We start from the raw sequence: 23,564 nt of genomic DNA on the forward strand, positions 1-23,564 counted from the left end.
GTGTTCAGTTCCTGGTGATGGCGGCGCGCGTGTCGACACGGACCGGTTCGGGCGTCGCGCACGCGATGAAAGTGTCGAACGCGCACTGCCCCTGTCGATAGGTCTTCATCGATACGCCTGTGCCGCCGATTTCGAATAGCGCGGTGGCAAGGGTGTTTTCGTCGTCGGGATCGTGCGGATCGTCGCGATAGATCGGCAAGCCCGACGACGCGCGATCGTGCAGCACCTCGAGCAAGGCGGCCGGCTGCAACGGGCCGGCAGCGGCGAGCGCGGGCAACAGAGCGTCGACACGCGACTGCCGGTCGCGCGACGAGTCCGTGACGATCTGCGCTTCGGCTTCGCAGCCCGCATGAATCATGTGATTCGCGTGGCCGGACAGTGTTTGCACCGCCTGCACGGAGCAGCGCCGCGCAGTGGCTTCGATGCTGAACAGGCGCAAGTCGCCCGCACAGCCGAGCGTGTGATGAAAGCCACTCGCCGACGGCAAGCCGCGCAGGATCTGCAAGGCTTCGTCGAGCGAGCCCGCGTCCAGCACCGCTCGCGCGATGATCATGCGCGGCACGCCAGCCGCGGGCGTGCGGATGCGCAGATTATTGATGGCTTGCGTCACGCCGGCGCGATTGGCCGCGAACGTATGACCCGGCAGCGAGCCGGGATAGTAGAAACTGACGAAGCCTGGACGGCCGTTGGGCTGAACCTCGACCATCGCGCCACGTTCGCGCAGAAACGGGTCGCCGTCTTCGTTGTGAGCGATGAAGCGCGCGCTGCCAGCGCTGCCCTCGGACGCCGCGAGCGTCGTGCAGCCGTCCGGCGCGTTGTGAATCAGCTCGCCACGGCAGTTCCACAGGAACAGGTCTTCGGCGGCCCAGCCGAGGCCGGCCGCCATGCCGTCGAGTTCGGCGAGCAGCGCCGGACAATGCGCGCGCGCCGCGTCGCGCAGCGCCTGCACGAACGGCGCCCCGCGCCAGCGCCGCACCGCCTGCCACGCCGCGCTTTGCGCCATGTAGTCGGCGAACACCGGGCGCGCGATGTCGCCGAGTTGGTAGCCGATCTCGTACGGCTCACCGCTGACCTGAAAAACACTGAATCCCTGCATCGACGCCACGGGTCGCACCCATATTCAACAATCGGCACGCATTTATACGCCAATACAACATTTGTTGTCAAATGGAGTTGAATGGCACAGGATGCAGCGCGGCATGATGCGGCAAGCGCTCAAGGCACGTAGGCGCCCTTCGCATGCAAAGATTGTTCGGCGAGTGCGAGCTGTTCGAGCGCGTCCGCGCCTTCGAGCGCGAGCAGATGCGCGACCAACGCCTCGGCGATCGCGGTCGCGGCCACCAGCGACGGAAAGAACGACGGACTTTCGTGCGAGAAGATCAGCACCTTGTCGGCGTTCAGCGCGATCGGCGACACCGCGCTGTCGGTGATCGCGATCAGCTTGCTGCCTTTTTCGAGCGCGGCCTCGGCGACCCGCGCGGCTTCGACCGAATATGGCGCGAAGCTGATGACGATGGTCGCGCTGTCGCGCTCGATCGTGCGCAGCTGCATTTCGAGCGTGCCGGCCTCGCCGTTGAGCAGCGACACCGACGGCCGAAACAGCCGGTAACCATAGACGAGACCGAACGCCACCTGATAACACGAGCGGAAGCCCGCCACGTGCACGTGCGGCGCGCGCCGCAACACCCGCGCCGCCTCGACGATCACGCGGCCGTTATGCGCGGCGGTCGTTTCGAGATTGTGCTGCTGCGCGACGAGCAGATCGTGCGCGAGCGCGTCTTTCGATTTGACCATCGAGCGCGCCCGGCTCGTCAACGGCTCGGGCCGCGTGCGCACGCGCGCGACGAACAGATCGCGCAATTCGTTCCAGCCTGGAAAACCCAGTTGCTGCGACAGCCGTACGAGTGACGCGGGTTGCACCTGTGCACGTTCGGCCACTTTGCGCATCGATGACACCGCGACCTCGTCGGGATGATCGAGCAGGAAGCCCGCTCCCATCTGGAACTGCGGGCTCAGTTCAGGAAAGCGCGCCCGGATCAGGGCGACGAGCTGATCGAAGCTGTCTGGCATGTTGAGGGGGGCGACGCCGGGGTGAGGGATGACAACAAATGTTACCACCGGGTGGGGGTGTTTCAACGCGGAGAAGACGCGTTGGTTATGGGCAAACGATTTCTGGCGTGTCGCAAATAGGTTGCCCGAGATTGGCCAGCTCAGTTGAAGGTGACCAACACGTCCCGTCTGGAAAACCGCGCTTTTTGGGACACATTCATCGAGCCGGCGTCGTTCGACCATCCGGACCAGACGCCGCCTCGTCATGGAATGAACAACTTCGTCCGGCTTGACCTGCCCGGTCCTGTCCAAGGGTTCGTCGCCTACCGCGAGCTACCGTCGACAGCTGGACTGTTCGTCAAATTCGTCGGTTCAGAGGGGCGCAAAGCGTTAGAGGCGCTGATTGAAGACCCGGCGGCCTTGGAACAGGAACTCGGACAGTCCATCCGGTTCGTCGGCGGCATCGTCGGGCGTGTGACTTCGACGAGATTGGTGTGAACTTTGGCCGGTCTCCGGCTGCCGAACACTATGTTGCGGCTCGGACCACTGACATGACAAGCGTATTGCTCGTTGACGATGAGGAGGAAGCTTTGGCTGCCTGGAGCGCCATTTGTGCCGCGGATGGATTTGAGGTCAGGAGCGCGCGCGATGGTCAGTCAGCCCTCGCCATGTTCATCGAACGCCCTGTGGACATTGTGATTGCCGACTGGCGTATGCCCAACATGTCGGGGAGCGAACTCTGCCACCAATTGCGTACGCGCCCCGGACTAGTCGATGTGGTCTTCGTACTGGTTTCAGGAGAGCCAAGCCCGCCCGCATTCGTCAGCTATGATGGCTTCCTTCGCAAGCCTGTGGATGGGCAAACTTTACTGGCCACCATGCGGCGACTGCTGACAGAACACGCTACTCATCGAGAGCAACGCCGCAGCTGGACGAAATAGTCAGCGGGCCATCTGCTGATTGGGGAGCTTTGCGGTCCTCGCTCGCAAGGGAACTGCCTTTCGACATCACTCTCCGAACAGTCGCTGGCACGCACGTTGCGTAGGTAAGCGCACGAGGGGCAGTAAATCTGAATGCGCCCTTTCCCTGGACCGAGAGGACAAAAATGGCCAGAACCGGAGAGCAATCCTTACGTGTCGTAGTGGAGAAATGGCTTGAGTTCAACGCCCTCAGCGCCGCAAGGGTCACTGCGTTTGGCCGTACGAACTCGGCGGGAAGCCGCTACGTCTGCGTCGAGACGACTCACGACGGCGAGAAGGTCGCGCTGTTCTTCTTTCGTCATGACGACGGCTGCTGGAGGGTTTTTCCGCCCGCTCCGACGTTGCCAGTGATGACCCTGGAGCGCCTGGCTGCGTAGCATGACCTTTTGTCGTCAGCTCGATTTGCACCGAATAGCACCACTCGCTCCACTCGCCCCAATAGCATCGAGCCTTCGCTGGACTAGACACGGACCAACAGCTTACCAAGGTTCCGTCCGTCGAAGAGACTGTTGAGCGCCGCCGGCAACTCATCAAATCCGTCGACGTATGTCTCATGGAAAGTAAGTTCGCCGCTTCGAACCCAGGGTGCCACGGTGGCCACCATTTCGTCCATTCGGTTTAAGAAATCGCGGGCCAGGATGCCTTGAATCGTCGCTCGTTGGAAGAGCATATGTTGCAGGAAACGTGGCCCCAGGTCTGGCTTGTCCAGTCCACCGTCGTATTGGCTGATTGCTCCACAGATGACGATACGGGCGCGGCGCTTTATGAGAGGAATCACCGCGTCGGTGATGCGGCCACCGACGTTGTCGAAATAGACGTCAACCCCGCCCGTGGCCGTCTGTATGGCATCGCTCAACGACTCCAAAGTCGAATATGCACGGTAGTCGACCGCTTCATCGAGTTTGAGGGTATCAGTGAGAAATTTGCATTTGTCCGGGCCGCCAGCGATGCCAACAACCCGGCATCCAGCGCGTTTGCCAAATTGAGCAACCAGCGAGCCGACTGCGCCTGCGGCGCCAGATACGACCAGTGTGTCTCCCGGGCGCGGACGACCGGCATCCATCAGGCCGAACCATGCGGTGCGCCCCGGCATCCCAAGGACGCCAAGTGCTGTGGACACGGGGGCCACGCTGGGGTCGAGCTTCGTCAGCTCGCTGTGATGACAACGCGCATAAAGCTGCCAGCCGCTGTACGTTGAGACCCAGTCGCCTTCAGCGAAGAGCGGGCTGGCAGACGCGACGACCTGCCCTACCACACCGGCGCGCTGAACAATCCCCAGAGGATGAGGCACGTCGTAAGTGTTGCGCTCGTGCTGCTGAATACGAATATAGGGGTCGACGCTAATGATGCTCGCGCGCACGATGACTTCGTTGGCGGCAAGGTTGCCAACGAGTTCCTCCTCGCGTAACTCATAGTGTTCTGGACCTACGCGACCCTCGGGACGCTTAACGTACACCCATTGGCGATTCGAATAGCTTTTGTTCATGGCAAGTCACGACATGATTTTGAGCAAGGTAGTGTAGCAGGCAGGCGGGTTTCAGCCGTATTCAGGACCGTGTCCTTCACGCCATGCGTAGGGTCTGTTGACGCCGACACAGTATCGCACCCTATGCCGACGGTGGACTGACCACTGCTTCCCGGTAGAAGGACGATTCAGCAGCACCCATTCGCGGCTTTCTCTACCGGTGCAGCCGACTGTCGACATCCGGGTCAAACGGGCGTCGGTGGCGACACCCATGTCATCAGATGCGCGTCGCGCGTAGGCGTTGACTTCGCAGACCAACTCAACCGGCCCCTCTATGGCTTGGGCGCCGCATCTCTGGCGCCGTCAAAGACCTGCGCTAAACTCCCAGAATAATCGGCGACGCCGACTTACACGGAGACAGGTGTCATGGAAGGCGCTGCATTCATCGCAGCCACCCGACAACTGGTGGCCGCCGCCGAGATTCTAGCCAAGGCCGGTCCTCCAGACTGGCGGTCCGATTCGTCCGAATTGCTCGCGTTCTTTCGTCGACACGAGCGTACTTGTCTCGGTTTGGATGCGGTCGAAACGTCCGATGACGACCTGTTCGCCCGCACCAGTCACGCCGCACTTACTATGGCTGGACGTAATGAGTTTGCCGCGTCGCACGCGCTTCTCAAGCAGGCCCGTTCGCTCTTGACCGCTACGTGAAAGCCGCTGCTACATGCGGCAGATGCAATGCGCTCATCTATCTGCCTGACGAGAACCATGCAACGTTTATCGACACTGAGGTTTCGTCTAGACTCTATGCCTCGGTCGGCGAGCTAGTCAAAGCCGGACTGCGTTTGCTTGATGCCCAAGATAGTCGAGTTCAAGCTTTGCAGAAAGTGCTAGAGGCGGATGAAGAATCGGGTGCCGCCTCTCCTTTCGATGGCGAGGACTGCCGATGCATTTTGTGCACCTCTGCGATGGGCTGGCCGAAGCCGATGAGTTCCCCTTCCGTCGAGAGCAAAGTCAACGTTGCGCCATCCGTTGGCGAAACAATTGCAGTTAGAACTGAGTCGACGTCCAGATAGCCCAAATGCTGACCCTGTCGCACCTCACTGGGGCTCTCGTGGCGGCCGCTCGAAAGCGGATGCGTCAACCGCAAGACTCCTGTCGAAGGAGCTCTCACTACACACGTTTCCGGGTTCACTGAGGCCGTGTTGTTGAAAGTTGTCTCGGCTGTGTGAAGCCTCGAGTGCGGCCCCGAAATCCGGTCGAACTTTATGCGCACAGAGGTTGCCCCTTCTTCAATTGCGCATTCGGTCACCGTGGTTGCTTCAAGGCGGTTCAGGATGATCGCGATGTCGGCAAGGATCATGGCTGTTTCGCTCCGTTGAACGCACCGCTATCAATGAGACGTTCCAGATGATGGATATCGAATCCACCTGCGTTGAATCCTGCCTCCAGCATCAGCTCACGATGCAGCGGGACTGTCGTGTCGACTCCCGCAACAAGAATTTCGTCGAGAGCGACGCGCATTCTTGCAACGGCCTGCTCCCGTGTTGAGCCATGTGCGAGCAACTTGCCAATTAGCGAATCGTAATTGGGAGGGATGCTGTAGCCGACGTACATGTGTGACTCGACGCGAACACCCGGTCCGCCTGGGGCAATCCAGTCGGTCACACGGCCAGGTGACGGCACGAAGGTCCAAGGATTCTCCGCATTCAAGCGGCATTCGATTGCGTGCCCCTCGAATCGGATATCAGATTGCCGCATTGACAGCGGCTCCCCCAACGCAATCCTCAGTTGCTCCGCGACAATGTCAACACCGGTCACCAGTTCAGTAACCGGATGCTCGACCTGCACACGCGTGTTCATCTCGATGAAATAGAACGCGCCATCTTCGTAGAGAAACTCAAAGGTCCCCGCCCCTGTGTAGCCGACGTCGATACATGCCTGAGCACACAGTTCGCCAATTCGGGCAATTTCCTTTCGGTCGATTCCTGGGGCCGGTGACTCTTCAATAATCTTCTGGTTGCGGCGCTGCATTGAGCAATCGCGCTCGCCAAGCCAAACGGCGTTGCCGTGCGTGTCGGCCAGCACCTGTATCTCTACATGGCGTGGTGTTTCGAGAAAACGCTCAAGATAGACGGTGGAATTGCCGAACGCTCGGCCTGCTTCTTCGCGCGTCATTGCGACAGCACTGAGCAATTCCTCACGTGCTCTCACAATCCGCATTCCTCGGCCACCACCGCCACCGGCAGCTTTCACGATAAGCGGATATCCGACGCGTTCACCCATGGCTCGAATCTCCTCACTGTTTTCTGAGAGTGCGCCTTCCGAGCCAGGTACACACGGGACACCTGAGGCTGCCATCGCTCGTTTCGCGCTGACCTTGTCACCCATTAGCCTGATGGCGGCAGCACTGGGGCCAATGAATGCCAGGCCGGCGTCCTCGACCATTTCGGCGAAGTCAGCACTCTCCGACAGGAAGCCATACCCTGGGTGGATGGCCCCAGCCCCTGTCAGACGTGCAGCAAGAAGAATTTCCCCCTTCTGCAGATAGCTTTTCGGAGACGGGGCAGGCCCGATACATAGCGCCTGGTCTGCCAAGGCAACATGCCGAAGATTGGAGTCGGCTTCCGAATGAACGGCGACGGTTTTCAGGCCCAGCGCCTTGCAGGCTCTTAAGACACGCAACGCGATTTCGCCACGATTCGCGATAAGGACAGTGTCAAACATGTGAGGCCTCCAGCGGTTCAATCGCGAACAGCGCTGAATCGGGCGAAACGGACGCGCCGTCCTCAGCGAGAATTTCGATAACCCGTCCGTTGCGGTCGGCGTCGATGGTGTTGAGCATCTTCATGGCCTCGACTACCGCGAGCGTTTGCCCCTCCTCGACTACATCACCGACTGACACAAACGTAGCCTGGTCTGGAGCGGGGGCTCTGTAGAACGTCCCCGTCAGTCCGGAGGTAATCACATGGCGCGCTTCCGTTGCTGTCCGCGTAGAAATGTTTGTGACCGCCTGGCGTATCGGCGTCGCCGTCGCGCGCACCTCGTCTCGAGGTTGCGCTGCACTGACACCAGCATCTCGCGTCAGCTTCATCTTCAAATCGCCGTCCGTGTACTCAACTTCGGTAGCAGACGTTCCTTCCAGCATTGAGACTAGCCGGCTCAGCTTCTCAAGGTCCATTGGCGAAAACCTCAGACGAACGACTTGATTGTTACGCCAGCACCTTCGAGCAATCGGCGAACCTCTTCGGCCATCTGAATCGCGCCTGGGGTGTCGCTATGCACACAGATGGTGTCAATCTGGACCGGAAGCATGCGGCCCGAGACGGTTTCAATGGCCCCCTCCTTGACCATGCGCAGCATGCGGGCGGCCGCTTGCTCCACGTCGTGGAGGACGGCGCCGGGCACCTTGCGGTGAACCAGATGACCTTCCTCGTCGTATGCGCGGTCCGCAAATACTTCACATACGACGCGAAGTCCCATTTCGCTTGCGACTTTCTGCATCAGCGCGCCGGCGAACGTCATGCAGATGAGTTCGGGGTTGACGGCCTTCATCGCTCGTGCAATCGCCGTTGCCACTTCGAGGTCCGTTTGCGTCAGATTACCGAGTGCACCATGTGCCTTTACATAGGTAATCGGATTTCCGGCATACGTCGACAGCGCCTGGGCCGCACCTATTTGATAAGCCACCAGCCGCTCAATCTCCCCCGGAGTGAACGGAATAATGCGGCGACCAAAGCCCCATAGGTCCGGAAAACCCGGATGCGCACCGACGTTGACGCCGCGCTCTTTTGCCTTCGAGAAAGTCCTCGCCATGATTTCCGGGTCTCCAGCGTGCAGACCGCATGCAACGTTGGCCGACGACACGATGTCGAGGATGGCGTCATCGTCTCCCATGCGCCAGGCGCCAAAACCTTCGCCCATGTCCGAGTTGAGGTCGATGTGAAGTGACTTGTTGGACGTGTTCATCTACTGCTCCTTATATTGGTTTTCTCGGGCAAATCAGCCTCGCTGCGCCATAAGAGCCAGGGTCTTGCGCAGCTTCTTGATCTCGGCGGCCTGAACGCGAAGCGCCTCCAATGCGTGATCGACATCCGTCACAACAAAACGGATACGTGAGCCAATCGGCGCCTGACCGAGCTTCCATAGGTCCGCTTCGACAACGGTGGCAATCTTCGGATAGCCGCCACACGTGTTGGCCTCAGCGAGCTGGATGATAGGTTGCCCCGACGGCGGCACCTGGATAGTGCCGGGGACGATACCGTGCGAGAGAAGCTCCAGCGGCGACGACAGCGGCAATGCGGCGCCGTTCAATCGATACCCGACACGATTTGCATCAGGCGTTATCTCGTAGTCGGTGGTCTCGAAAGACTTCCTGGCGTCGTCGGTAAAGTGTTCATACTCTGCGGCCGGGACAACCCGTACGGTCACGACGCCGGTGGATAATTCGTCCCAGAATGACGGGACATCAGCCGGCACGACCCCGAGCCCTGACTCGCGAACGGTGCGCGTCGAAGTGGCCAGGACTTTCAGCGAATCTCCTCGACGAAGGCCGCGACCATCGAACCCACCAAAGGCTCCCTTCAGGTCAGTTGACCTTGAACCCATGACCGACTCGACGTTGACGCCTCCGGCCAGACAGAGATAGGCTCGCGCCCCGCGTTTAGGTCGCTCGATGACTAGCGTTTGACCGGAATGCGCAGTGCGGCCCCACCAGGGTGCCAGGGTCGCGTCGTCCAGACGTACGACACAATCGGCGCCTGTGACGGCGAACTGAAGGTCTCCTTGAAAACGTACGCGAAACGGGAAAAGGCTGATTTCGACTGCAGCATCATCAGATTCGTTGCCAACGAGCGCATTGCCTATTGAAAGCGCGAGCAGGTCCATCGCACCCGAGCGGCTCACGCCAAATCCTAGGTGACCTCTTCGACCCGCGTCCTGGATCAGGTTCGGCGCCCCATTTGAAAGGACATCAATCATGCTTCAATACCCTTCACGGTAAATCGAACCCGGTCACCGGGCTCGAACAAGCAAGGTCTCGACTGCGAGGCATCAAACAGTCGGAGTTCCGTCCTACCTAGCAGATGCCAGCCAGACGGCGCCGTACAAGGCATGACCCCAGCCTGTGCTCCGCCGACAATGACTGCGCCTTGCTCAACCCTCATTCGAGGGACTTTTCGGCGCGGAGCACCCAACTCAGGGGGTAACCCCGTCATGTATGCGAATCCCGGCATCGACCCAATGCACGCAACCGAATACGTCGCCTCGCTGTGCCGGCGAACGTACTCTGCAACACTAATCCCCGCGCCGTTCGCCAGCGGTATCAGGTCCTCACCTGCTTCACCGCCGTAGACGACGGGAATCTCAATCGTCCTTTCCGATGCCAACTTTGGGTCCGTCGTTTCCCATAGGCGCAGCAACGCTGCGGAGACCTCATCCGGGTGTAGCTCCAGCGGGTTGAAGATGAGCATTAGATTGTTCACACCGAGCACGACTTCCGTTGTGGCCTTCTCACAAAACGTCGCATCGACTCTCCTGGCTACTGCCAGCAAAAGCGATTGCGTAAGCAGGTCGAACACACCCGTCCCCGGGTCAAACAGAAGTGCTCCTGCACCAACTGCGGAAATCTTGAGGTGTGCGTTCCGAGCGGCCTCACCATGCCCCTCAAACTTCGACGCAGCCGTTTCCTCAACCTCGTCCGACGCGTCGCAGGTGTTTTCCAAAGTCTGAGCGTCCATGACTCACTCTTCCAAAGGTTGGCCTGCAGTCTCTTTGGCTGCAATGAGCGCCACAAGCGTGACGAGCAGTCCGGCGGAGATATAGACGGCGATGTAGGTCCACGAGTTATAGGCTTTGAAGAGGCCTGCAAAAATCAGAGGAGCGAATCCGCCGCCAATGATTCCGCCGAAGGTCGCAGCGAGCGATGCGCCTGCGTAGCGAACCCGAGTCGGAAACTGCTCGGTCACGAATGACGCTTGTGGCCCATACATCATTGCCTGAAAGAACATGCCAACGACGACTGCCAGGCAGACGTAAATCGGTTGGCGCGTATCCATCAGTGAAAAATAGGCAAACGCCCAGACGATGGATGCGGCTGCGCCAGTCCCGTAAACCGTGCGGCGGCCGAGCTTGTCGCTCAGAGTGCCGAATAGCGGTACGCATATAGCGTGAATCACCGCGCCGAGCATGGTTGCTGTCAACGCCAATGAACGCGGCAAGTGTAGAACTCCCGTGACGTAAGTCAGCGTGAACACGACAAGCAAGCCGTAGACGATGTCCGAACCGATGCGCACGCTGCCTGCAATGAGCAGCCGCTTCCAGTATCCGAGCGCCACTTCCTTAAGAGGCAACTCGACCTTGTGCTGATGGCGCTCAAGCTCCTTGAACATCGGCGTTTCGTCTACGCCACGTCGGAGCCAGAGCCCGAACATGACGAGGACGGCGCTGGACAAGAGCGGAATACGCCAGCCCCACGTCTGGAATGATTCCGCCGACATGCTCAACGTTGCGACCGCGATGAATCCCGCTCCCAGCAAAGTCCCACAGGCCGGCCCCATTTGAGCGAATGATGCGTTCCGGCCACGCTGGTCTTGCCTGCCGTGTTCCATGGAAAGCAGCACAGCGCCAGCCCATTCGCCGCCGATTGCTGCGCCTTGAAAGAAGCGCAAAGCCACCAGCAGGATGGGACTCCAGATACCCAGGACGTTATAGGTCGGCAGCACACCCATCAGACCTGTCGCTGCGCCCATCAACACAAGCGTCGCCACCAGCACGAAACGCCGACCGAGTTTGTCGCCAAGGTGGCCGAATACCAGCCCGCCAAATGGCCGGGACAGGTACCCGACTGCGTATGTGGAGAATGCGAGGATGGTCCCTGAAAGCGGGTCGAATGACGGGAAGAACACGGCATTGAAGACCAAAGCAGCCATCAGGTTGTAGACCGTGAAGTCGTACCACTCCAGCGTGGTGCCAATGGAGCTCGCTGCTGCGAGCCTGCCCATCCGTGGCCGTCGCACCTGTAGGGGACTCGACTGCTCGAGTGGGTTGTTGACGATGGCGCTTGAGTTTTCCATTACGTCAGCTCCGTTGCGGCGAGTTTCCAGGTGAGCGAGTAGCGTGCGGCGTTTGATGTTTCGCAGTCGAGTGCCTGCGAGGCAAACTCAAGTGCCTGTTCGTTGGAACGCGCGTTACTGCTTTCGACGATGAACATGGGATACATCTTGCGAGTTGCGAGGTCTTCCTGCGGCAAGGGGCGGCTGAGCTCGTCGATTGGAGACAGGAGGTACGAATGGACGAACCCGAGGTCTTCGGACAGTCGAGCCCCGATCTCTGCGCAGCGCTCCGTCAAAGCCTGCGCGTCGTCCGGAACGCTCATGGGCAGCACGGCCACGAATGCTCCACTGCCTTGACCAACGCTCGCACTCACCTCCCCGATGCGGCGCGTCGGAGCGACCATCTTGGGTAGGGTTCGCTGAGACCAGGTTGTCTGGTTCTGAAATGCATGGGCATAGGACGGCGAGGCGAACACCGCGACCGACTCGGCCCAGTACAAGCTGAGATACTTCGGCTTGCCGCTAATGGCCCAGTATCGGGCGGCGGAAATTACGCCTTCCATTCGAACGCGCTGCTCGATGTGCTCACGGTCGTACCATGCGTTGAAATCACGCTCGTCGTCGGCGTTGATGTCCGAAGCGACGAACAGCATGCCGTGCGGGGTAACAGACTTCATCTCCGTCTCGCTCCTTGATATGTGTTGGGTGACTCATCGTCGTCAACCAATAAGCAGCGAGCAAACGGGATTTTGTTGGGGTCCCTGATAGATTTTTCTTTTCGGGCTCCGTGGAGACGCCAGCAGTCGATATGCTGTGCGTATGAGCTTGCTACTGGATTCGGAATTGACGCTCGCATTTCGGCGACCGAGAGTTAGCTAGCCGAGAATTTAAGCCAACACTGCAAAGAGAAGTCGACATGAATACACGGTTCCTTGAGAGTTTCCTGCTGGTCGTCGAGCTAGGGAGCTTCCGGGCGGCCGCGGAGCGCCTGCATGTCACCCAGGCGGCGATATCGAACCGCATCGCATCGCTTGAGGAAGAGCTGAATGCGCGCGTGTTCGACCGCGGCCCCGGCGAGCTGCGACTCACGCCTGTCGGATTGCGGCTCATTAGCTATGGAGAGCGGATGCTCGAGTTGCAGCAGGACATGCTGCAACTGGGGAAGACTGACCAGAACCTGCTGGGAAGTGTGCGTATAGGCGCGATTGAGAGCGTTGTGCACACGTGGCTGGTCGACTTCATGCAGCATCTCCAGTCGTCATACCCCGGTATCGAGCTGCAGCTCAGTTCCGAATCGACAGACAGGCTCCATCGCAGCCTCCGTGACGGCGACGTCGACATCGCGCTACAGACAGACCAGATGATTGGAGAAGGAATTGTCAGCAAGGCATGCTTGCCGATGACGATGGGATGGGTTGGCGCTGCGAATGCACCTGTCGAGCTCGACAACAATCTGCCCCTCATCCTTCGTCAGCCGACGATTACGCTCAGCCGCGGTTCACAACCGTATCTTGTACTCAAAGACCTGTACCGACGAGCTGACATGCCATTGGGAAAGGTTCATTGCGTCAGTTCGATTGCCGCGATTGTTCGACTTGTCAGGTGCGGCTTCGGGAACGCGATGATGCCCCTTCCGCCGGTTCGAGAAGAGATAGAAAGCGGAGAACTGCGAATCATCGCAAGCGAGCATCCTCTGCCCCTACAGGCGCTCGTGGTTAGTTACCTCGAAAACCGTGCATCGGACGCCATACGCTTTGTCGCCGAACTCGCGTGCCAGGAAGCCGACCGGTACATGCGCTCGATGCAGGCGCCGTTCGCCCCCATCTGAAGGTAAATGACTGCAGCCATATGTCCTCACAACTCGTCTAGTTTGAAAGCGCCTCACAGAATTGCGCGATTGCGCCGCAAGCTCGCTCAAGCGAAGCGTCATCGAGCGCATAAGCGATGCGGAAGTATGGTCCGAGCCCGAACGCGCTACCCTGCACCGCGGCTACCCCGGCGTTGTCGAGGAGTTCGTTCACGATATCTTCGTCGGTGAGCAGCAGCTTTCCAGCGGGGGTTTTCTTACCAATCAACCCTTCGCATGACGCGAACGCGTAGAACGCGCCCGCAGGCACTTCACAATGTAGGCCCGGAGCACGGTTGAGCCGCTCCACGAGCGTGTCTCGTCGACGCTGAAAGATATCTCGAGATTCGCGGATGAAGTCTTGCGGACCAGTTAATGCTGCCAACGCTGCGTACTGCGAGATGGTCGACGCACCGGAAGTCTGCTGCCCCTGGAGCTTTTCCATGGCGTCAATGAGCCACGCAGGGCCAGTGCCAAAGCCGATTCGCCAGCCGGTCATCGCATACGCCTTGGACACCCCGTTCATCGTCAGTACGCGCTTTCGCAGGCGAGGCTCGACTTGGGCAATCGTGAAGAACGCCAGTCCATCAAAAATCAGATGCTCGTAGATGTCGTCCGAAAGCACCAACACGTGGGGGTGTGCAACAAGCACCTCTGCCAGACCCAGCAGCTCCTCGCGACTATATACGGCTCCGGTCGGATTCGACGGCGAATTGAGAATCAGCCAGCGCGTACGAGGCGTGATTGCGTTTTCCAGAAGTGACGGCGTCAGCTTGAAGCCGCTCCGCACACCGCACTCGACGATTACCGGCTTACCTCCACATACCTGGACCATCTCGGGATAGCTCACCCAGTAAGGTGCGGGGATGACTACCTCGTCGCCTTCATTGAGCGTCGCGGCGAGCGCATTGAAAATCACCTGCTTGCCGCCAGTACAGACGAGCGTATGCCGCCAATCGACATCGAGTCCATTCTCGCGGCGAAACTTGTCGGCAACCGCTTCGCGCAGTGCACGAAGGCCCGCTACCTGGGTGTAACGCGTCTGTCCGCAGCGAATCGCGGTGACGCCTGCTTCGCGAATGTGTGACGGCGTATCGAAGTCGGGTTCGCCAGCGCTCAGCGAGATGATTTCCTTGCCTTCAGCGCGGCGCGCGGCCACCCGGTCCATGACACGATACGTAGCGGAAGGCTTAGCGGCCGCCAGAAAGCGGTTAAGCCCCTGTGTCGTTGCAGTCATCAGGCTTGCCTCCACTGCGTGAGCCCGAGCAGGTCGAGAGTCGTGCGCCCATTGCTCAGGGCGTCCATCATTTGAGCTTCTTTGTCAGCCCGTGCCTGACCACGGGCAAGGGTCGAAGAAACGCTGGCAGCTGGAATCACGATGACACCGTCGTCGTCTGCCACCACGAGGTCGCCAACGGCGACCGGCGTTCCCGCAAGGCTGAATGGTTTGCCTACAGACGGCGCGCTATCCTTGAGCGTGCCTCGCACGGAGATGCCGCGCGCGAATACCGGGAAGCCGCGGGACGTGAGCGCGGCGATGTCCCGTACGCCCCCGTCGATGACCAGTCCGGCGACACCGGCCGCTTCCGCTGCGACCGTGAGGATTTCTCCCCAGTAGCCGGCGACAAACCCGGCAGCGGACACGACGAGAACGCTGCCGCGCGGTACACGCTCCATCGCGATATGGATGGCGAGGTTGTCACCGGGTGCACACTCGACCGGGTAGGCCGCCCCGGCGACCGATGCGCCGCGCCAAACGGTCCGGATAGCCGGGTCGACTGACGTGGTCGGAATGCCTGATGCTTCGTACAACGTCGATGTCCCAAGGCGCCGAGCCTGCTCGACAACGGCACTATCGTAGATGGTTGCGATATTCGTCATCATGCTTTCCGTTGCAGTGTGTGATAACCGAGTTCGGCTCTTGCCTCGCGGATGGTCGCGCCTTGTGCAATGCGCTCGCGGATGCGACTCTCGACTGACTCGATTTGACGTGCCGTCTCCGCCACTTCCCGCGCCCGTGCTCTCGGCACGACAACCACTCCGTTCGCGTCAGCAACGACGATGTCGCGAGAAGCCACGCGCACCGTGCCGACCGACACGGTGGTGTTCACTGATTCGACTTGCACGCGGTCCTTCCCGGTGCGCATGAAGCGACCTGCGGTGAAGAGCGGATAACCGTCGCCCAATGCCTTGTTGACATCGCGACATACGCCGTCGATGACCGTGCCCTCAATCCCGCGAAGGCCGGCGTATTGGGTCATGATGTCACCCCACACAGTGCAGTCTGTCCGGCCATCGTTATCGATGACCACGACATCGCCCTCCGCGACGTCATCGATGAAGTCGCCGACAGTGCCCGCAGGAACGGTCGCGGGAACGTACTTGACCGTAAACGCCGGACCGACGACGGGGTGGGAATAGTCGGCCAGCGGCGCAATGCCGAGTGCCTGACCATGCAGTCCCAGCTTGTCCATGGCATCGGAGACGCCCGGAGTATCCAGGCCGGCAAACAGTGCGACCAGTTCGCGGTCCTCAGCGCTGGCTCTCTGTGGGTTCGTCATGATTGGTAGTCCTGGTTGAAGGGGATTAGTTGGCCCGGATGGCTTCGAACTCTTTGTCGTGCATGACTTCAGCCACGGAACGACCTGCACGCACTGCTGCGACCATGCCGTCCTGTCGGCGCGCAATGCGCTCCCCGAGTTCCAGCACTTCCTCGATGCGAGCAGCCGGCACGAAAACCGTGCCGCACCGATCGGCGATGACGTAGTCGTCTTCATGCACCGTGACGCCCGCAATCTCGACGGGCTTTCCCGAGTCGAGCTGGATGACGCGGTTGCGAGCGCTAATCATCGTGACGCCACGCCCAAAGACCGGATAGCCGATAGACTCGCTGCCCTCGATGTCACGGCTCACGCCATCGATGATGGACCCGCGAATCTTCTTCGCGACAGCCGCGTTGGCAAGGATGTCGCCCCAACACGAAATACCTTCGAGCCCGCCTCCAATCACAAGCACGCGGTCATCAGTCGCCGCGGCGTCGATAACCGGGGAAATGAGGTGCACGGTGGGTGCGACGCCGGTCTTCGGACCCAACTGGATGGTGCTCGCCCTGCCAACAATTTTCGGGCAATCCCACAGCGGGCGAAGGCCGTAGGTCGCGCCAGGCAGACCAAGGAAGTCAAGAGCGTCGGACACCGTGTTGGAATCAAGCGAAGCGAGCCGGCCGAGAGTGGCAGCGTTTGTCATGGCGATAGCTTGGATTGGCAATGTCGTCATCGTCGGCTTCGACCCTTGATATGTAAATTCGCCATAACGTATCGCCATGATACGATTTTCGGATTAATCTCTTCTGCTGCAATGTGGTCTATTCCATGCCAGTCGATTACCGAGGTTCAGTGAAATGACGACTATTGATTTCCGGCTCATCCGCCAACTCTGGATGTTCCTCGCGGTCGCCGAAGAGAAGCATTTCGGGCGGGCGGCAAAGCGGCTGAACATGTCGCAACCCCCGCTGACGGAGCAGATTAAGGTGCTTGAGCAGTCACTGCGGTTGAACCTGTTCGACCGTTCGCGGCGCGGCACCCAGCTCAGCCCAGCTGGGGCGGCAATCCTGCCGGCAGTCAGACAGTTCGCCGACCAGGTTGAGCGGCTTGAGCGTGTGGTCCGGGAAGTTGCAGCGGGTCAGTCTGGCGTTCTGCAAGTTGGCGCGATTACGTCGGCCATGCTGGACACAGTGCCAGCGCTTCAAAGCGCACTAAAGCGCGAATACCCGCACCTTTCCGTCTTCGTGCGGGAAATTGACAGCGTAGAAGCAATACCTGCACTCGAGTCTGGGGAACTCGATGTGGCTTTTGTGAGGCTGGATGGACCCGTTGGGCATGGAATCGAGAGCATGCCGCTTGCCGAAGACAGGCTCGCGGTCGCCGTACCGCGAGGCCACCCGCTTGCCGAACTCTCGCGTGTACGGCTGCGGTCGCTGGCCGACGAGTCGCTCGTGATGTCATCGCGGCAAGTGAGCCCCGCATATTTCGACTTTTTGACGGCAATCTGCCGCTCGAACGGCTTCAGTCCGCGGGTCTTGCACGAGGTGCGCTCGGTGATGTCTCAAATCGCGTATGTCGGATGCGGGCAAGGCGTGGCGCTCGTTCCCGCATCCATGCGCAAACTCGCATCCGAAAACGTGGTGTTTCGTCCTCTCAAGGAGCGAGTGATGGTTGTGACGGCTGCGCTCGCCTGGAACACCAATCGGCATCATCCGATGGTCGATGCAGTGGTTTCCTGGGCGAAAGGCGTCGGCGGTAGGACTGCCGCCCGCAGCTAGGCTGCGGCTACGGTGCACGGCGTAAGGTTCAACCGCCGGTCTGTTGACTGCCGACGAAACCAGCAATCTGGTCCCACATCTCCACCGGGTTCGAGTACATCGGGAAGTGTCCCGACCCCGCGATGCGCGCCAACGTCACACCGGCTGCCTCCAGCTGCGACAGGTAGGAAAGGTGCGAGTTCTGCTCGCCGTACATGAACATCTTCCTGCACGGCAAGCCGAGAAATTTGCGCATGAGGTCGCCGCGGTCGGAGAGCTCGACCATCGACGTAAAGATGCCCCGCACGGCTTCCGCGCGCACCTTGTGTTTCAGGCTCGCGGCATACAACGAGCTCGAGAACTCCGATGATTGCCGGACCCGCTCGATGAAGTGAACGAAGAACTCGTGCGGGTCGTCGGCTGCATGCGTGAAAATCTGACGGCTCAAGAAGCAGTCTTCCGGCGCCACGTTACCCTCGATGTCGACGAAGCTGCAAACACGCTCGCCCTCTTCGTGAGCAAGCATCAGGGACGTAAGGCCGCCCATCGAATGCCCCACGACGTGGAAGCTTTGCACGTCCATACGTTCAAGGACGGCACGAGCGGTCTCGACCAGAAGCGGAATGCCAACGGCCGCGAGGTCACTGCACCTGCTTTCGCCGCAGCCCGGTGCATCGTAGGCGATGAACGGCCGGCCAGAAAACCGCGCGAGCCTCGCGATGTCTGCATAGTCCTCTTTGGTGGCCCCAAAGCCGTGAAGGAAGAGGATTGGCGCTCCGACGCCGGTACGATAAATCGTCGAAAGGCTCACATCGACGTCTCGAATGCGTAGTTCGAGCGTTTCGCTCTTAGTATCGACCATGGCTGCTCCAAAACAGTGGGAGCGATTCTGCGACGCGAACCGCTCCGGCTTGGTTAGGTTCGCGCATCATCGCGCATGCGAAGCTGATATGTAAATTCCCGATTTCGTATCTGAGTGATACGAGTGGAGTATCTATCGCGCGGTTCGCTCTGGACGCGCGGCGCTCAAAGCAGGTCCCGCATGGTAGCTGGCCACCGCCAGCGAATGCTCTACCGTTTTCATTGGTCACAAAACCCGTGGCAACGCCGAGGTCCAATTGGGGTCGCGACTTGACGTGTATCCGCACCATGGCGAAACGACGGCGACCGTGGTGTGCCAGACCCCGAGTTGCAATACCGACCGCGTACGCTATCGCCCGATGACGGAGTAGTCACCATTGTGCTCAAGATTCTGCGAGCGTCTTGACCTTCGCGTCCTGCTGAAGAGAGTTTTCCCGAAAGGAGTATTGTGATGGGGTCATTAGGCGCTCCGATGCGCCGATGTAGCTGGGTCAGACTGACCCGGGCGGCACGAGCGCGGTCGGATAAGGTGCGTTATGGCTCGCATGGCGGCTGTTGGACAAACGAAATCGGAACCGCGACGTGGCTGCAGCGATGCCAGCATGTGAAGGCATCGGGCGAGCACGCGCAGTCAGTCACAAACTGAACATCTCGCTGTCAGGCTCATTTCATTCGGCTCATCATGCGCTCCGCATTCGCCAAATGGCTGTTCATTGTTTACCTGCTCGGCAGCGGAACACTATATTCAGTGGGGATACTGTTGCTGTTTCCCTTCGTCGGAAGGAATGGCCGCTACTGGCTTGCGTTGCAATGGTGTCGCGCATTGGTCGCCGTCATGCGCTGGCTACCCGGCATTACATGTTCGGTCGACGGGCTCGAGCATCTTCCGGAAGAGCCTTCGATAATCCTGTGCCGTCACGAATCGACCTGGGAGACGCTGGCGTTCATGGCCGTGTTTCCACGACGCATCAGCTTTGTGTTCAAGGAAGATCTGCTGCGCATCCCGTTTTTCGGATGGGTACTACGCGGCCTCGACATGGTAAGCCTGAATCGTGGCTCGGCGCGGCAAGCCCATCAGGCAGTGACGCAGGAGTGCGCCAGGCGTTTGGAAAAAGGCGACTTTATAGTCATATTCCCGGAAGGGACCCGGGTGCCGCATGGCGCGCCCTTGAGACTGACGTCCGGCGGTGTTCGCCTGGCATGCGCGACCGGCGCGCCGGTCGTTCCCGTCGTCCACAACGCGGGGAGAGTCTGGCCCGCGAAGGGGTGGCCGGACGGGCGCGGGAGTATTCGTGTGGTTATCGGTCCAGCTTTTTCGTCTGAACGCATGTCGCAACAGGAATTGAATCGGGTCGTCCACGACTGGATGAAAGCGGCGTTGCTGAAGCTGTGATGACTTTGGCTCGGCAGCCTTCCCGTAGGCAGTCGACGCTTCCAGGAACGTGGCCAAAAACGTGGCCTCGATGAGTGGCATTTGCATGCGCAGCTCAGACGTCACCGGCAATCCATCACTCGACGGCTGCAGCGGGAGCCACGCGCGAGCTGCGACGCCCGCCACAAGGAAAGGTGAATTTCCTCTCCAGGGACGATAAGGGTGGACATTGACGGGTCAAAAACCTGTATATTTATACAGTATCGGACACGCAAATTCACCCCAGCGAACTGACAGCTTTTAAACGAGGACTGAACTATGAACGCGCACGGAAGCAGCTCGTCTGCGCCCGAAGGTGCGTTCGCGTGGACGTTGATGTGGACCGCGTGCCTTATCCAGAGGGAGGCTTCATCATGAGAGCGGATGAATGGGTTCGGGAAGCCGAACGGGAATCAAAGCTTGTCGATGCCCTGTACAAGGCGCGCAATCTGATTTCGATGCACAACGGCATGACTGTGCGCTGTGACGGCGAGGAATGGCCACTCGATTTCGAGCAGGAATTGAAAATGCTCGATGCCACGTTGAAGATGGCTGGAATCGACACCAAACGCTTCAAGCAGTAGAAACTTGTCGGGGCGCTTATGTCGGGGCAACTAATGATGGGAATCGATGCGGAGGACCTTCAGAGGTGAGCAGATGCAAACTGAGAAATATCGTGGATACACGCTGTGGGGGCATTCCATCCTGCAGCAGGACGACATGCTGCAATCGGAACGCTTCGCAGGAAGCGGCACGATCATGCGCGACTCGAAGGTTGTGGAAGTGTCCGGGGTCCTCGGAAGCTTTGATAGCGATGAAGAAGCCGAGCTGGCGGGCCTTTCGTGGTGTCGTGCCTGGGTCGATAGCCACGGGTAGCGCAGCGCGTCACGCGGACGCCCACTTCAACCTCGCGCGTCACCTGATGTGGATTCAGCCCGCCACTTGATACGCATGGGTTGGACCACGCATGGACAACATTTCGTAGGTGTTGAGAATACCTGGATGCCTTTGCCGAACGGAGTTGACCCCATCGGAAACATTCATCCTGTCTGCCCATTCGCAGGCTGGATGGGCAATCGTGGATTACTCCACGACCGGGATGGCCGCATCGTTCGCGATTGGCGGATTCGAGCATGGATAACCTGCCGGCTTGCCTACAAAAACTGGAGCCGAAAGCCTCTCATGCAGCCGGGAAAGTATACCGAGCTGTTTTTTCTCGACGAGGCCACTGCCTTGAGCGCGGGCCACCGCCCGTGCGCAATGTGCCGTCGGGCCGACTACCTCAGCTTCAAGGCTCGCTGGCTATCCGCAAACGGACTCGGTTCAAATATGAGCGCTCAGGAAATGGATACGCGGCTCCATATTGAACGGCTTCGCCGTGGGGCCACGAGCGAATGGCGACAGTCACTGCAGGCACTACCCGCCGGCGTCATTGTCGTTTGGGACGGCGCTCCACATCTCTGGGCAGGCACCAAGCTGTTTCGGTGGACTGATACAGGCTATGTTGACAGCCTACATCCTGGAATCCCTACTGCGACCGTTGAGCTGCTCACACCTCCCTCGGTATCGAACGCCATTAGACACGGTTACGTGGTCCAGCTACATCCAACCGCATCAACGGAAACGCACACGGCTGCGGGGTAGTGTCCTGTCAGATGACGCAGAAGTCCTTTGCTCCGCGCCACCGCCCAGGTCTCGGTCTCCCCAACCATATTCCGCTTCCGCCGTGGTATGTGTATGCTCGGAAGGTTGCCTTCAGGGGAACCGCCTATGAAGTACCCGCTGATTCTGGGATTCGGTATCGTCGCTATCGACGTAGTCGTGTGGCGTTTCCGACTTCCCGCGAGTGAATTTGCACGTCTTCTGGTACGACTTGCGCTTTTTTCTGTATTGAGTTGGGTACTTTTCTCGTCCGGCCTGAACCCGTTCACACAAGCATCCTACGCAGACGTGGTCGAACTGCACTGGATGGGGCAGGTGCTCGAGATAATCTGGTGGTTGATGGCAGCGCGGCTGCTCACTCTCTCCCTCGACACACTATTGCTTCCGAGCGCGTGGCGACGGCAGCGGCTATTCTCAGACGTTTTCGGTGCGGTCGTCTTCCTCGCTGCGGTCGTGGCCGCCCTCGGCTTCGTACTGGAGCTGCCGGTGCGTGGGCTAGTCGCTACATCGGGCGCCCTCGCCATCGTGCTGGGCCTGGCAATCCAGAGCACACTCAGCGACGTCTTCGCGGGCATCGTGCTCAACACCACCGAGCCTTATTCTGTTGGCGACTGGGTGATGATCGATGACGTTGAGGGCCAGGTGGTCGAGATGAACTGGCGCGCCACCCATTTGCTGACCGGCCAGGGAAACACCCTGATTGTGCCCAATGCCGTCGCCGCGAAGGCAAAGATTTCCAACAACAGCAGGCCAGCGACCGTTCACGGTCTGTCGTTGGTACTGGAGATTGAACCCGAGGCACGGCCGAAGACGGTGTTCGATGCCCTACGCCGCGCGCTGACTGGTTGCCACGCTATTCTTGATACCCCGGCTCCCTTCGCCCGCGTGAAGCGCACGACACTGAACTCAGTGCAATACGAAGTGGTTGGGTTCGTCGATGATATGAACAAGAAGCTCTCTGTATCCAATGAGCTTTTCGACCTCTGTTATCGACATCTGGCCGCATCAGGCGTGGCACTTCGCGCGTTAGGAATGCCCGCGCCCGCCTCCACCGCGCATGACGCCAAAGAAGCACTTTTAAAGCGAGTGGCCTTGTTCGAAAGCCTGACAAGCGACGAAGTCACACGTCTGGCCTCGCGACTTTCGCGGCACGAATACCAGGCCAATCAGCAGATTCTGGCGTCTGAAACGGTGCCGGATAGTCTTTGGATTGTGCACTCCGGCGTACTTGCCGTTATTCTTGCTGAAGCGTCCGGCAGCCGTGAAATTGCTCGTATCGGGCCAGACGAAACGTTTGGCGAAACTGGACTGCTCGCTGGACTTCCAATGCATGTTTCCATTGGGACGCTTACCCCCTGTCTGCTATATCAGGTCAGCAAAGACGATATGACTTCGTTCCTGAAAGAGCATCCGGAAGTGGCGAAGCAGATGTGTCAATTGCTGGCCTACCGTCAGGATGCAATTGGCAAACTCATGAACCCGATTCCTGCGGCGAAAGAGACAGACCATTCGCTTTTCCAGTGGCTGTACGACAAAGTTCGGCAACTGCACTCCCTGCACGACGATTCGTGAACCGTTTCCGAGTACGAACACCTGTCTTGTTTCATCGAACGCAGGATTCGTAGTATCGCCAGCGTCGTGATGGCGCAGCGGCTAAATCGTATGGCGTCGTTCGAGGTCCACCCATAGTTGCGAACGGCGAACGCTCAAAATTGCTGGCATCTCACAAATGGACTCTTGTGTTCAACCCTGCGTCCAGTGCGCTGACCTTCACGGACAGCCGGCTGCAGAACAACCTCATCAAAACCTTGTGCTCAATGGCGCCGGAGCTGTGGGGGACATCCGACGAGAAGAGCACTACACCTGCGCTAGCTGCGGGGGCGCCTTTGCTCGGATTCTTGCTGGGCCACCAGCGCGGCAAGTTTGGATGCTGTTGAACGC

26 protein-coding genes and 1 pseudogene are annotated in these 23,564 nt (G+C 59.5%); 11 read left to right on the forward strand and 16 right to left on the reverse strand.

Annotated elements, in window-relative coordinates; all coding sequences use genetic code 11:
- Positions 1-4: 4 nt before the first annotated feature.
- Together CI15_RS32700 and CI15_RS32705 are read right to left on the reverse strand one after the other, a co-directional pair.
- A complete protein-coding gene (locus CI15_RS32700) occupies positions 5-1,096 on the reverse strand; it encodes a C45 family autoproteolytic acyltransferase/hydrolase (RefSeq protein ID WP_062138372.1) in 1,092 nt (363 codons plus the stop codon).
- Positions 1,097-1,215: 119 nt separating this feature from the next.
- The gene (locus tag CI15_RS32705) at positions 1,216-2,070 is read right to left on the reverse strand and encodes a MurR/RpiR family transcriptional regulator (protein WP_062137164.1); all 855 of its coding nucleotides are present in this window, start codon (positions 2,068-2,070) and stop codon (positions 1,216-1,218) included.
- A 144-nt stretch (positions 2,071-2,214) separates the two neighbouring features.
- Between CI15_RS32705 and CI15_RS32710 the strand changes: the two genes are divergently transcribed.
- The 3 genes from CI15_RS32710 (at position 2,215) to CI15_RS32720 (ending at position 3,406) form a co-directional block, all read left to right on the forward strand.
- A complete protein-coding gene (locus CI15_RS32710) occupies positions 2,215-2,547 on the forward strand; it encodes a hypothetical protein (protein WP_062137167.1) in 333 nt (110 codons plus the stop codon).
- Between the two features lie 53 nt (positions 2,548-2,600).
- The gene (locus CI15_RS32715) at positions 2,601-2,990 is read left to right on the forward strand and encodes a response regulator (RefSeq protein WP_062138374.1); all 390 of its coding nucleotides are present in this window, start codon (positions 2,601-2,603) and stop codon (positions 2,988-2,990) included.
- Positions 2,991-3,154: 164 nt separating this feature from the next.
- Positions 3,155-3,406 (forward strand): hypothetical protein, encoded by a 252-nt coding sequence (locus tag CI15_RS32720; protein ID WP_062137170.1) that lies wholly within the window; start codon positions 3,155-3,157, stop codon positions 3,404-3,406.
- Positions 3,407-3,489: 83 nt separating this feature from the next.
- Here CI15_RS32720 and CI15_RS32725 read toward each other — a convergent pair whose 3' ends face one another.
- Positions 3,490-4,515 carry an NADP-dependent oxidoreductase gene (locus CI15_RS32725; protein WP_062137173.1) on the reverse strand — a complete coding sequence of 342 codons (1,026 nt, stop codon included), beginning with the start codon at positions 4,513-4,515 and terminating at the stop codon, positions 3,490-3,492.
- A gap of 405 nt (positions 4,516-4,920) precedes the next feature.
- On the opposite strand from CI15_RS32725, the gene CI15_RS32730 reads away from it, so the two are divergent.
- Both CI15_RS32730 and CI15_RS38330 read left to right on the forward strand, forming a co-directional pair.
- Positions 4,921-5,202 carry a hypothetical protein gene (locus CI15_RS32730; RefSeq protein ID WP_062137175.1) on the forward strand — a complete coding sequence of 94 codons (282 nt, stop codon included), beginning with the start codon at positions 4,921-4,923 and terminating at the stop codon, positions 5,200-5,202.
- Positions 5,199-5,363, forward strand: a pseudogene (locus tag CI15_RS38330) (ribbon-helix-helix domain-containing protein); the annotation flags it as partial. The gene CI15_RS32730 and the pseudogene CI15_RS38330, both read left to right, overlap by 4 nt.
- Here CI15_RS38330 and CI15_RS38335 read toward each other — a convergent pair.
- The 8 genes from CI15_RS38335 to CI15_RS32765 all read right to left on the reverse strand — a co-directional run bounded on the left by CI15_RS38335 (position 5,363) and on the right by CI15_RS32765 (position 12,220).
- On the reverse strand, positions 5,363-5,854 hold the full coding sequence (locus CI15_RS38335) for a hypothetical protein (protein ID WP_420915901.1): 492 nt from the start codon (positions 5,852-5,854) through the stop codon (positions 5,363-5,365). The pseudogene CI15_RS38330 and the gene CI15_RS38335 sit on opposite strands and share 1 nt — an antisense overlap.
- Complete coding sequence (gene accC / locus CI15_RS32735; protein ID WP_062137177.1) at positions 5,851-7,218, reverse strand: acetyl-CoA carboxylase biotin carboxylase subunit; 1,368 nt, start codon at positions 7,216-7,218, stop codon at positions 5,851-5,853. The genes CI15_RS38335 and accC overlap by 4 nt, the downstream gene beginning before the upstream one ends.
- On the reverse strand, positions 7,211-7,672 hold the full coding sequence (locus CI15_RS32740) for an acetyl-CoA carboxylase biotin carboxyl carrier protein (protein ID WP_062137180.1): 462 nt from the start codon (positions 7,670-7,672) through the stop codon (positions 7,211-7,213). Before CI15_RS32740 ends, accC begins: the two co-directional genes overlap by 8 nt.
- A gap of 11 nt (positions 7,673-7,683) precedes the next feature.
- The gene (locus CI15_RS32745) at positions 7,684-8,460 is read right to left on the reverse strand and encodes a LamB/YcsF family protein (RefSeq protein WP_062137182.1); all 777 of its coding nucleotides are present in this window, start codon (positions 8,458-8,460) and stop codon (positions 7,684-7,686) included.
- Positions 8,461-8,493: 33 nt separating this feature from the next.
- The gene (locus CI15_RS32750) at positions 8,494-9,471 is read right to left on the reverse strand and encodes a 5-oxoprolinase subunit C family protein (RefSeq protein WP_062137185.1); all 978 of its coding nucleotides are present in this window, start codon (positions 9,469-9,471) and stop codon (positions 8,494-8,496) included.
- Complete coding sequence (pxpB, locus tag CI15_RS32755; protein ID WP_082814354.1) at positions 9,468-10,229, reverse strand: 5-oxoprolinase subunit PxpB; 762 nt, start codon at positions 10,227-10,229, stop codon at positions 9,468-9,470. Before pxpB ends, CI15_RS32750 begins: the two co-directional genes overlap by 4 nt.
- Before the next feature lie 3 nt (positions 10,230-10,232).
- Positions 10,233-11,492: an MFS transporter gene (locus CI15_RS32760; protein ID WP_062138378.1), complete on the reverse strand. Its 1,260-nt coding sequence runs from the start codon at positions 11,490-11,492 to the stop codon at positions 10,233-10,235.
- A 71-nt stretch (positions 11,493-11,563) separates the two neighbouring features.
- Entirely contained in the window at positions 11,564-12,220 is a 657-nt protein-coding gene (locus tag CI15_RS32765) for a DUF4286 family protein (RefSeq protein WP_062137188.1), read from the reverse strand.
- Positions 12,221-12,459: 239 nt separating this feature from the next.
- Here CI15_RS32765 and CI15_RS32770 point away from each other — a divergent pair, with 239 nt between their 5' ends.
- Positions 12,460-13,371: a LysR family transcriptional regulator gene (locus CI15_RS32770; RefSeq protein WP_062137191.1), complete on the forward strand. Its 912-nt coding sequence runs from the start codon at positions 12,460-12,462 to the stop codon at positions 13,369-13,371.
- A gap of 37 nt (positions 13,372-13,408) precedes the next feature.
- On the opposite strand, the gene CI15_RS32775 is transcribed toward CI15_RS32770, so the two are convergent.
- The 4 genes from CI15_RS32775 to CI15_RS32790 are packed head-to-tail and all read right to left on the reverse strand — an operon-like array spanning position 13,409 to position 16,635.
- Complete coding sequence (locus tag CI15_RS32775; protein WP_062137194.1) at positions 13,409-14,626, reverse strand: pyridoxal phosphate-dependent aminotransferase; 1,218 nt, start codon at positions 14,624-14,626, stop codon at positions 13,409-13,411.
- Positions 14,626-15,273, reverse strand: a complete 648-nt coding sequence (locus CI15_RS32780) for an RraA family protein (RefSeq protein WP_241496010.1) — start codon at positions 15,271-15,273, stop codon at positions 14,626-14,628. Before CI15_RS32780 ends, CI15_RS32775 begins: the two co-directional genes overlap by 1 nt.
- Entirely contained in the window at positions 15,270-15,950 is a 681-nt protein-coding gene (locus CI15_RS32785; RefSeq protein ID WP_062137199.1) for an RraA family protein, read from the reverse strand. The genes CI15_RS32780 and CI15_RS32785 overlap by 4 nt, the downstream gene beginning before the upstream one ends.
- Before the next feature lie 25 nt (positions 15,951-15,975).
- Complete coding sequence (locus CI15_RS32790; protein WP_062138380.1) at positions 15,976-16,635, reverse strand: RraA family protein; 660 nt, start codon at positions 16,633-16,635, stop codon at positions 15,976-15,978.
- A gap of 154 nt (positions 16,636-16,789) precedes the next feature.
- Between CI15_RS32790 and CI15_RS32795 the strand changes: the two genes are divergently transcribed.
- The gene (locus tag CI15_RS32795) at positions 16,790-17,710 is read left to right on the forward strand and encodes a LysR substrate-binding domain-containing protein (RefSeq protein WP_062137202.1); all 921 of its coding nucleotides are present in this window, start codon (positions 16,790-16,792) and stop codon (positions 17,708-17,710) included.
- 28 nt (positions 17,711-17,738) lie between these two features.
- Here the strand turns inward: CI15_RS32795 and CI15_RS32800 are convergent, their stop codons facing one another.
- Positions 17,739-18,551 carry an alpha/beta fold hydrolase gene (locus CI15_RS32800; RefSeq protein ID WP_062137205.1) on the reverse strand — a complete coding sequence of 271 codons (813 nt, stop codon included), beginning with the start codon at positions 18,549-18,551 and terminating at the stop codon, positions 17,739-17,741.
- A 681-nt stretch (positions 18,552-19,232) separates the two neighbouring features.
- Between CI15_RS32800 and CI15_RS32805 the strand changes: the two genes are divergently transcribed.
- From CI15_RS32805 to CI15_RS32820, 4 genes are all read left to right on the forward strand, one after another.
- Positions 19,233-19,943 (forward strand): lysophospholipid acyltransferase family protein, encoded by a 711-nt coding sequence (locus CI15_RS32805; RefSeq protein ID WP_062137208.1) that lies wholly within the window; start codon positions 19,233-19,235, stop codon positions 19,941-19,943.
- 344 nt (positions 19,944-20,287) lie between these two features.
- Positions 20,288-20,545 carry a hypothetical protein gene (locus CI15_RS32810; protein ID WP_241496011.1) on the forward strand — a complete coding sequence of 86 codons (258 nt, stop codon included), beginning with the start codon at positions 20,288-20,290 and terminating at the stop codon, positions 20,543-20,545.
- 73 nt (positions 20,546-20,618) lie between these two features.
- The gene (locus CI15_RS32815; RefSeq protein WP_062138381.1) at positions 20,619-20,837 is read left to right on the forward strand and encodes a hypothetical protein; all 219 of its coding nucleotides are present in this window, start codon (positions 20,619-20,621) and stop codon (positions 20,835-20,837) included.
- Positions 20,838-21,731: 894 nt separating this feature from the next.
- A complete protein-coding gene (locus tag CI15_RS32820) occupies positions 21,732-23,195 on the forward strand; it encodes a mechanosensitive ion channel domain-containing protein (protein WP_062137214.1) in 1,464 nt (487 codons plus the stop codon).
- Positions 23,196-23,564: the final 369 nt, after the last annotated feature.

It is taken from the genome of Paraburkholderia monticola (genome assembly GCF_001580545.1).
Classification (GTDB): domain Bacteria; phylum Pseudomonadota; class Gammaproteobacteria; order Burkholderiales; family Burkholderiaceae; genus Paraburkholderia; species Paraburkholderia monticola.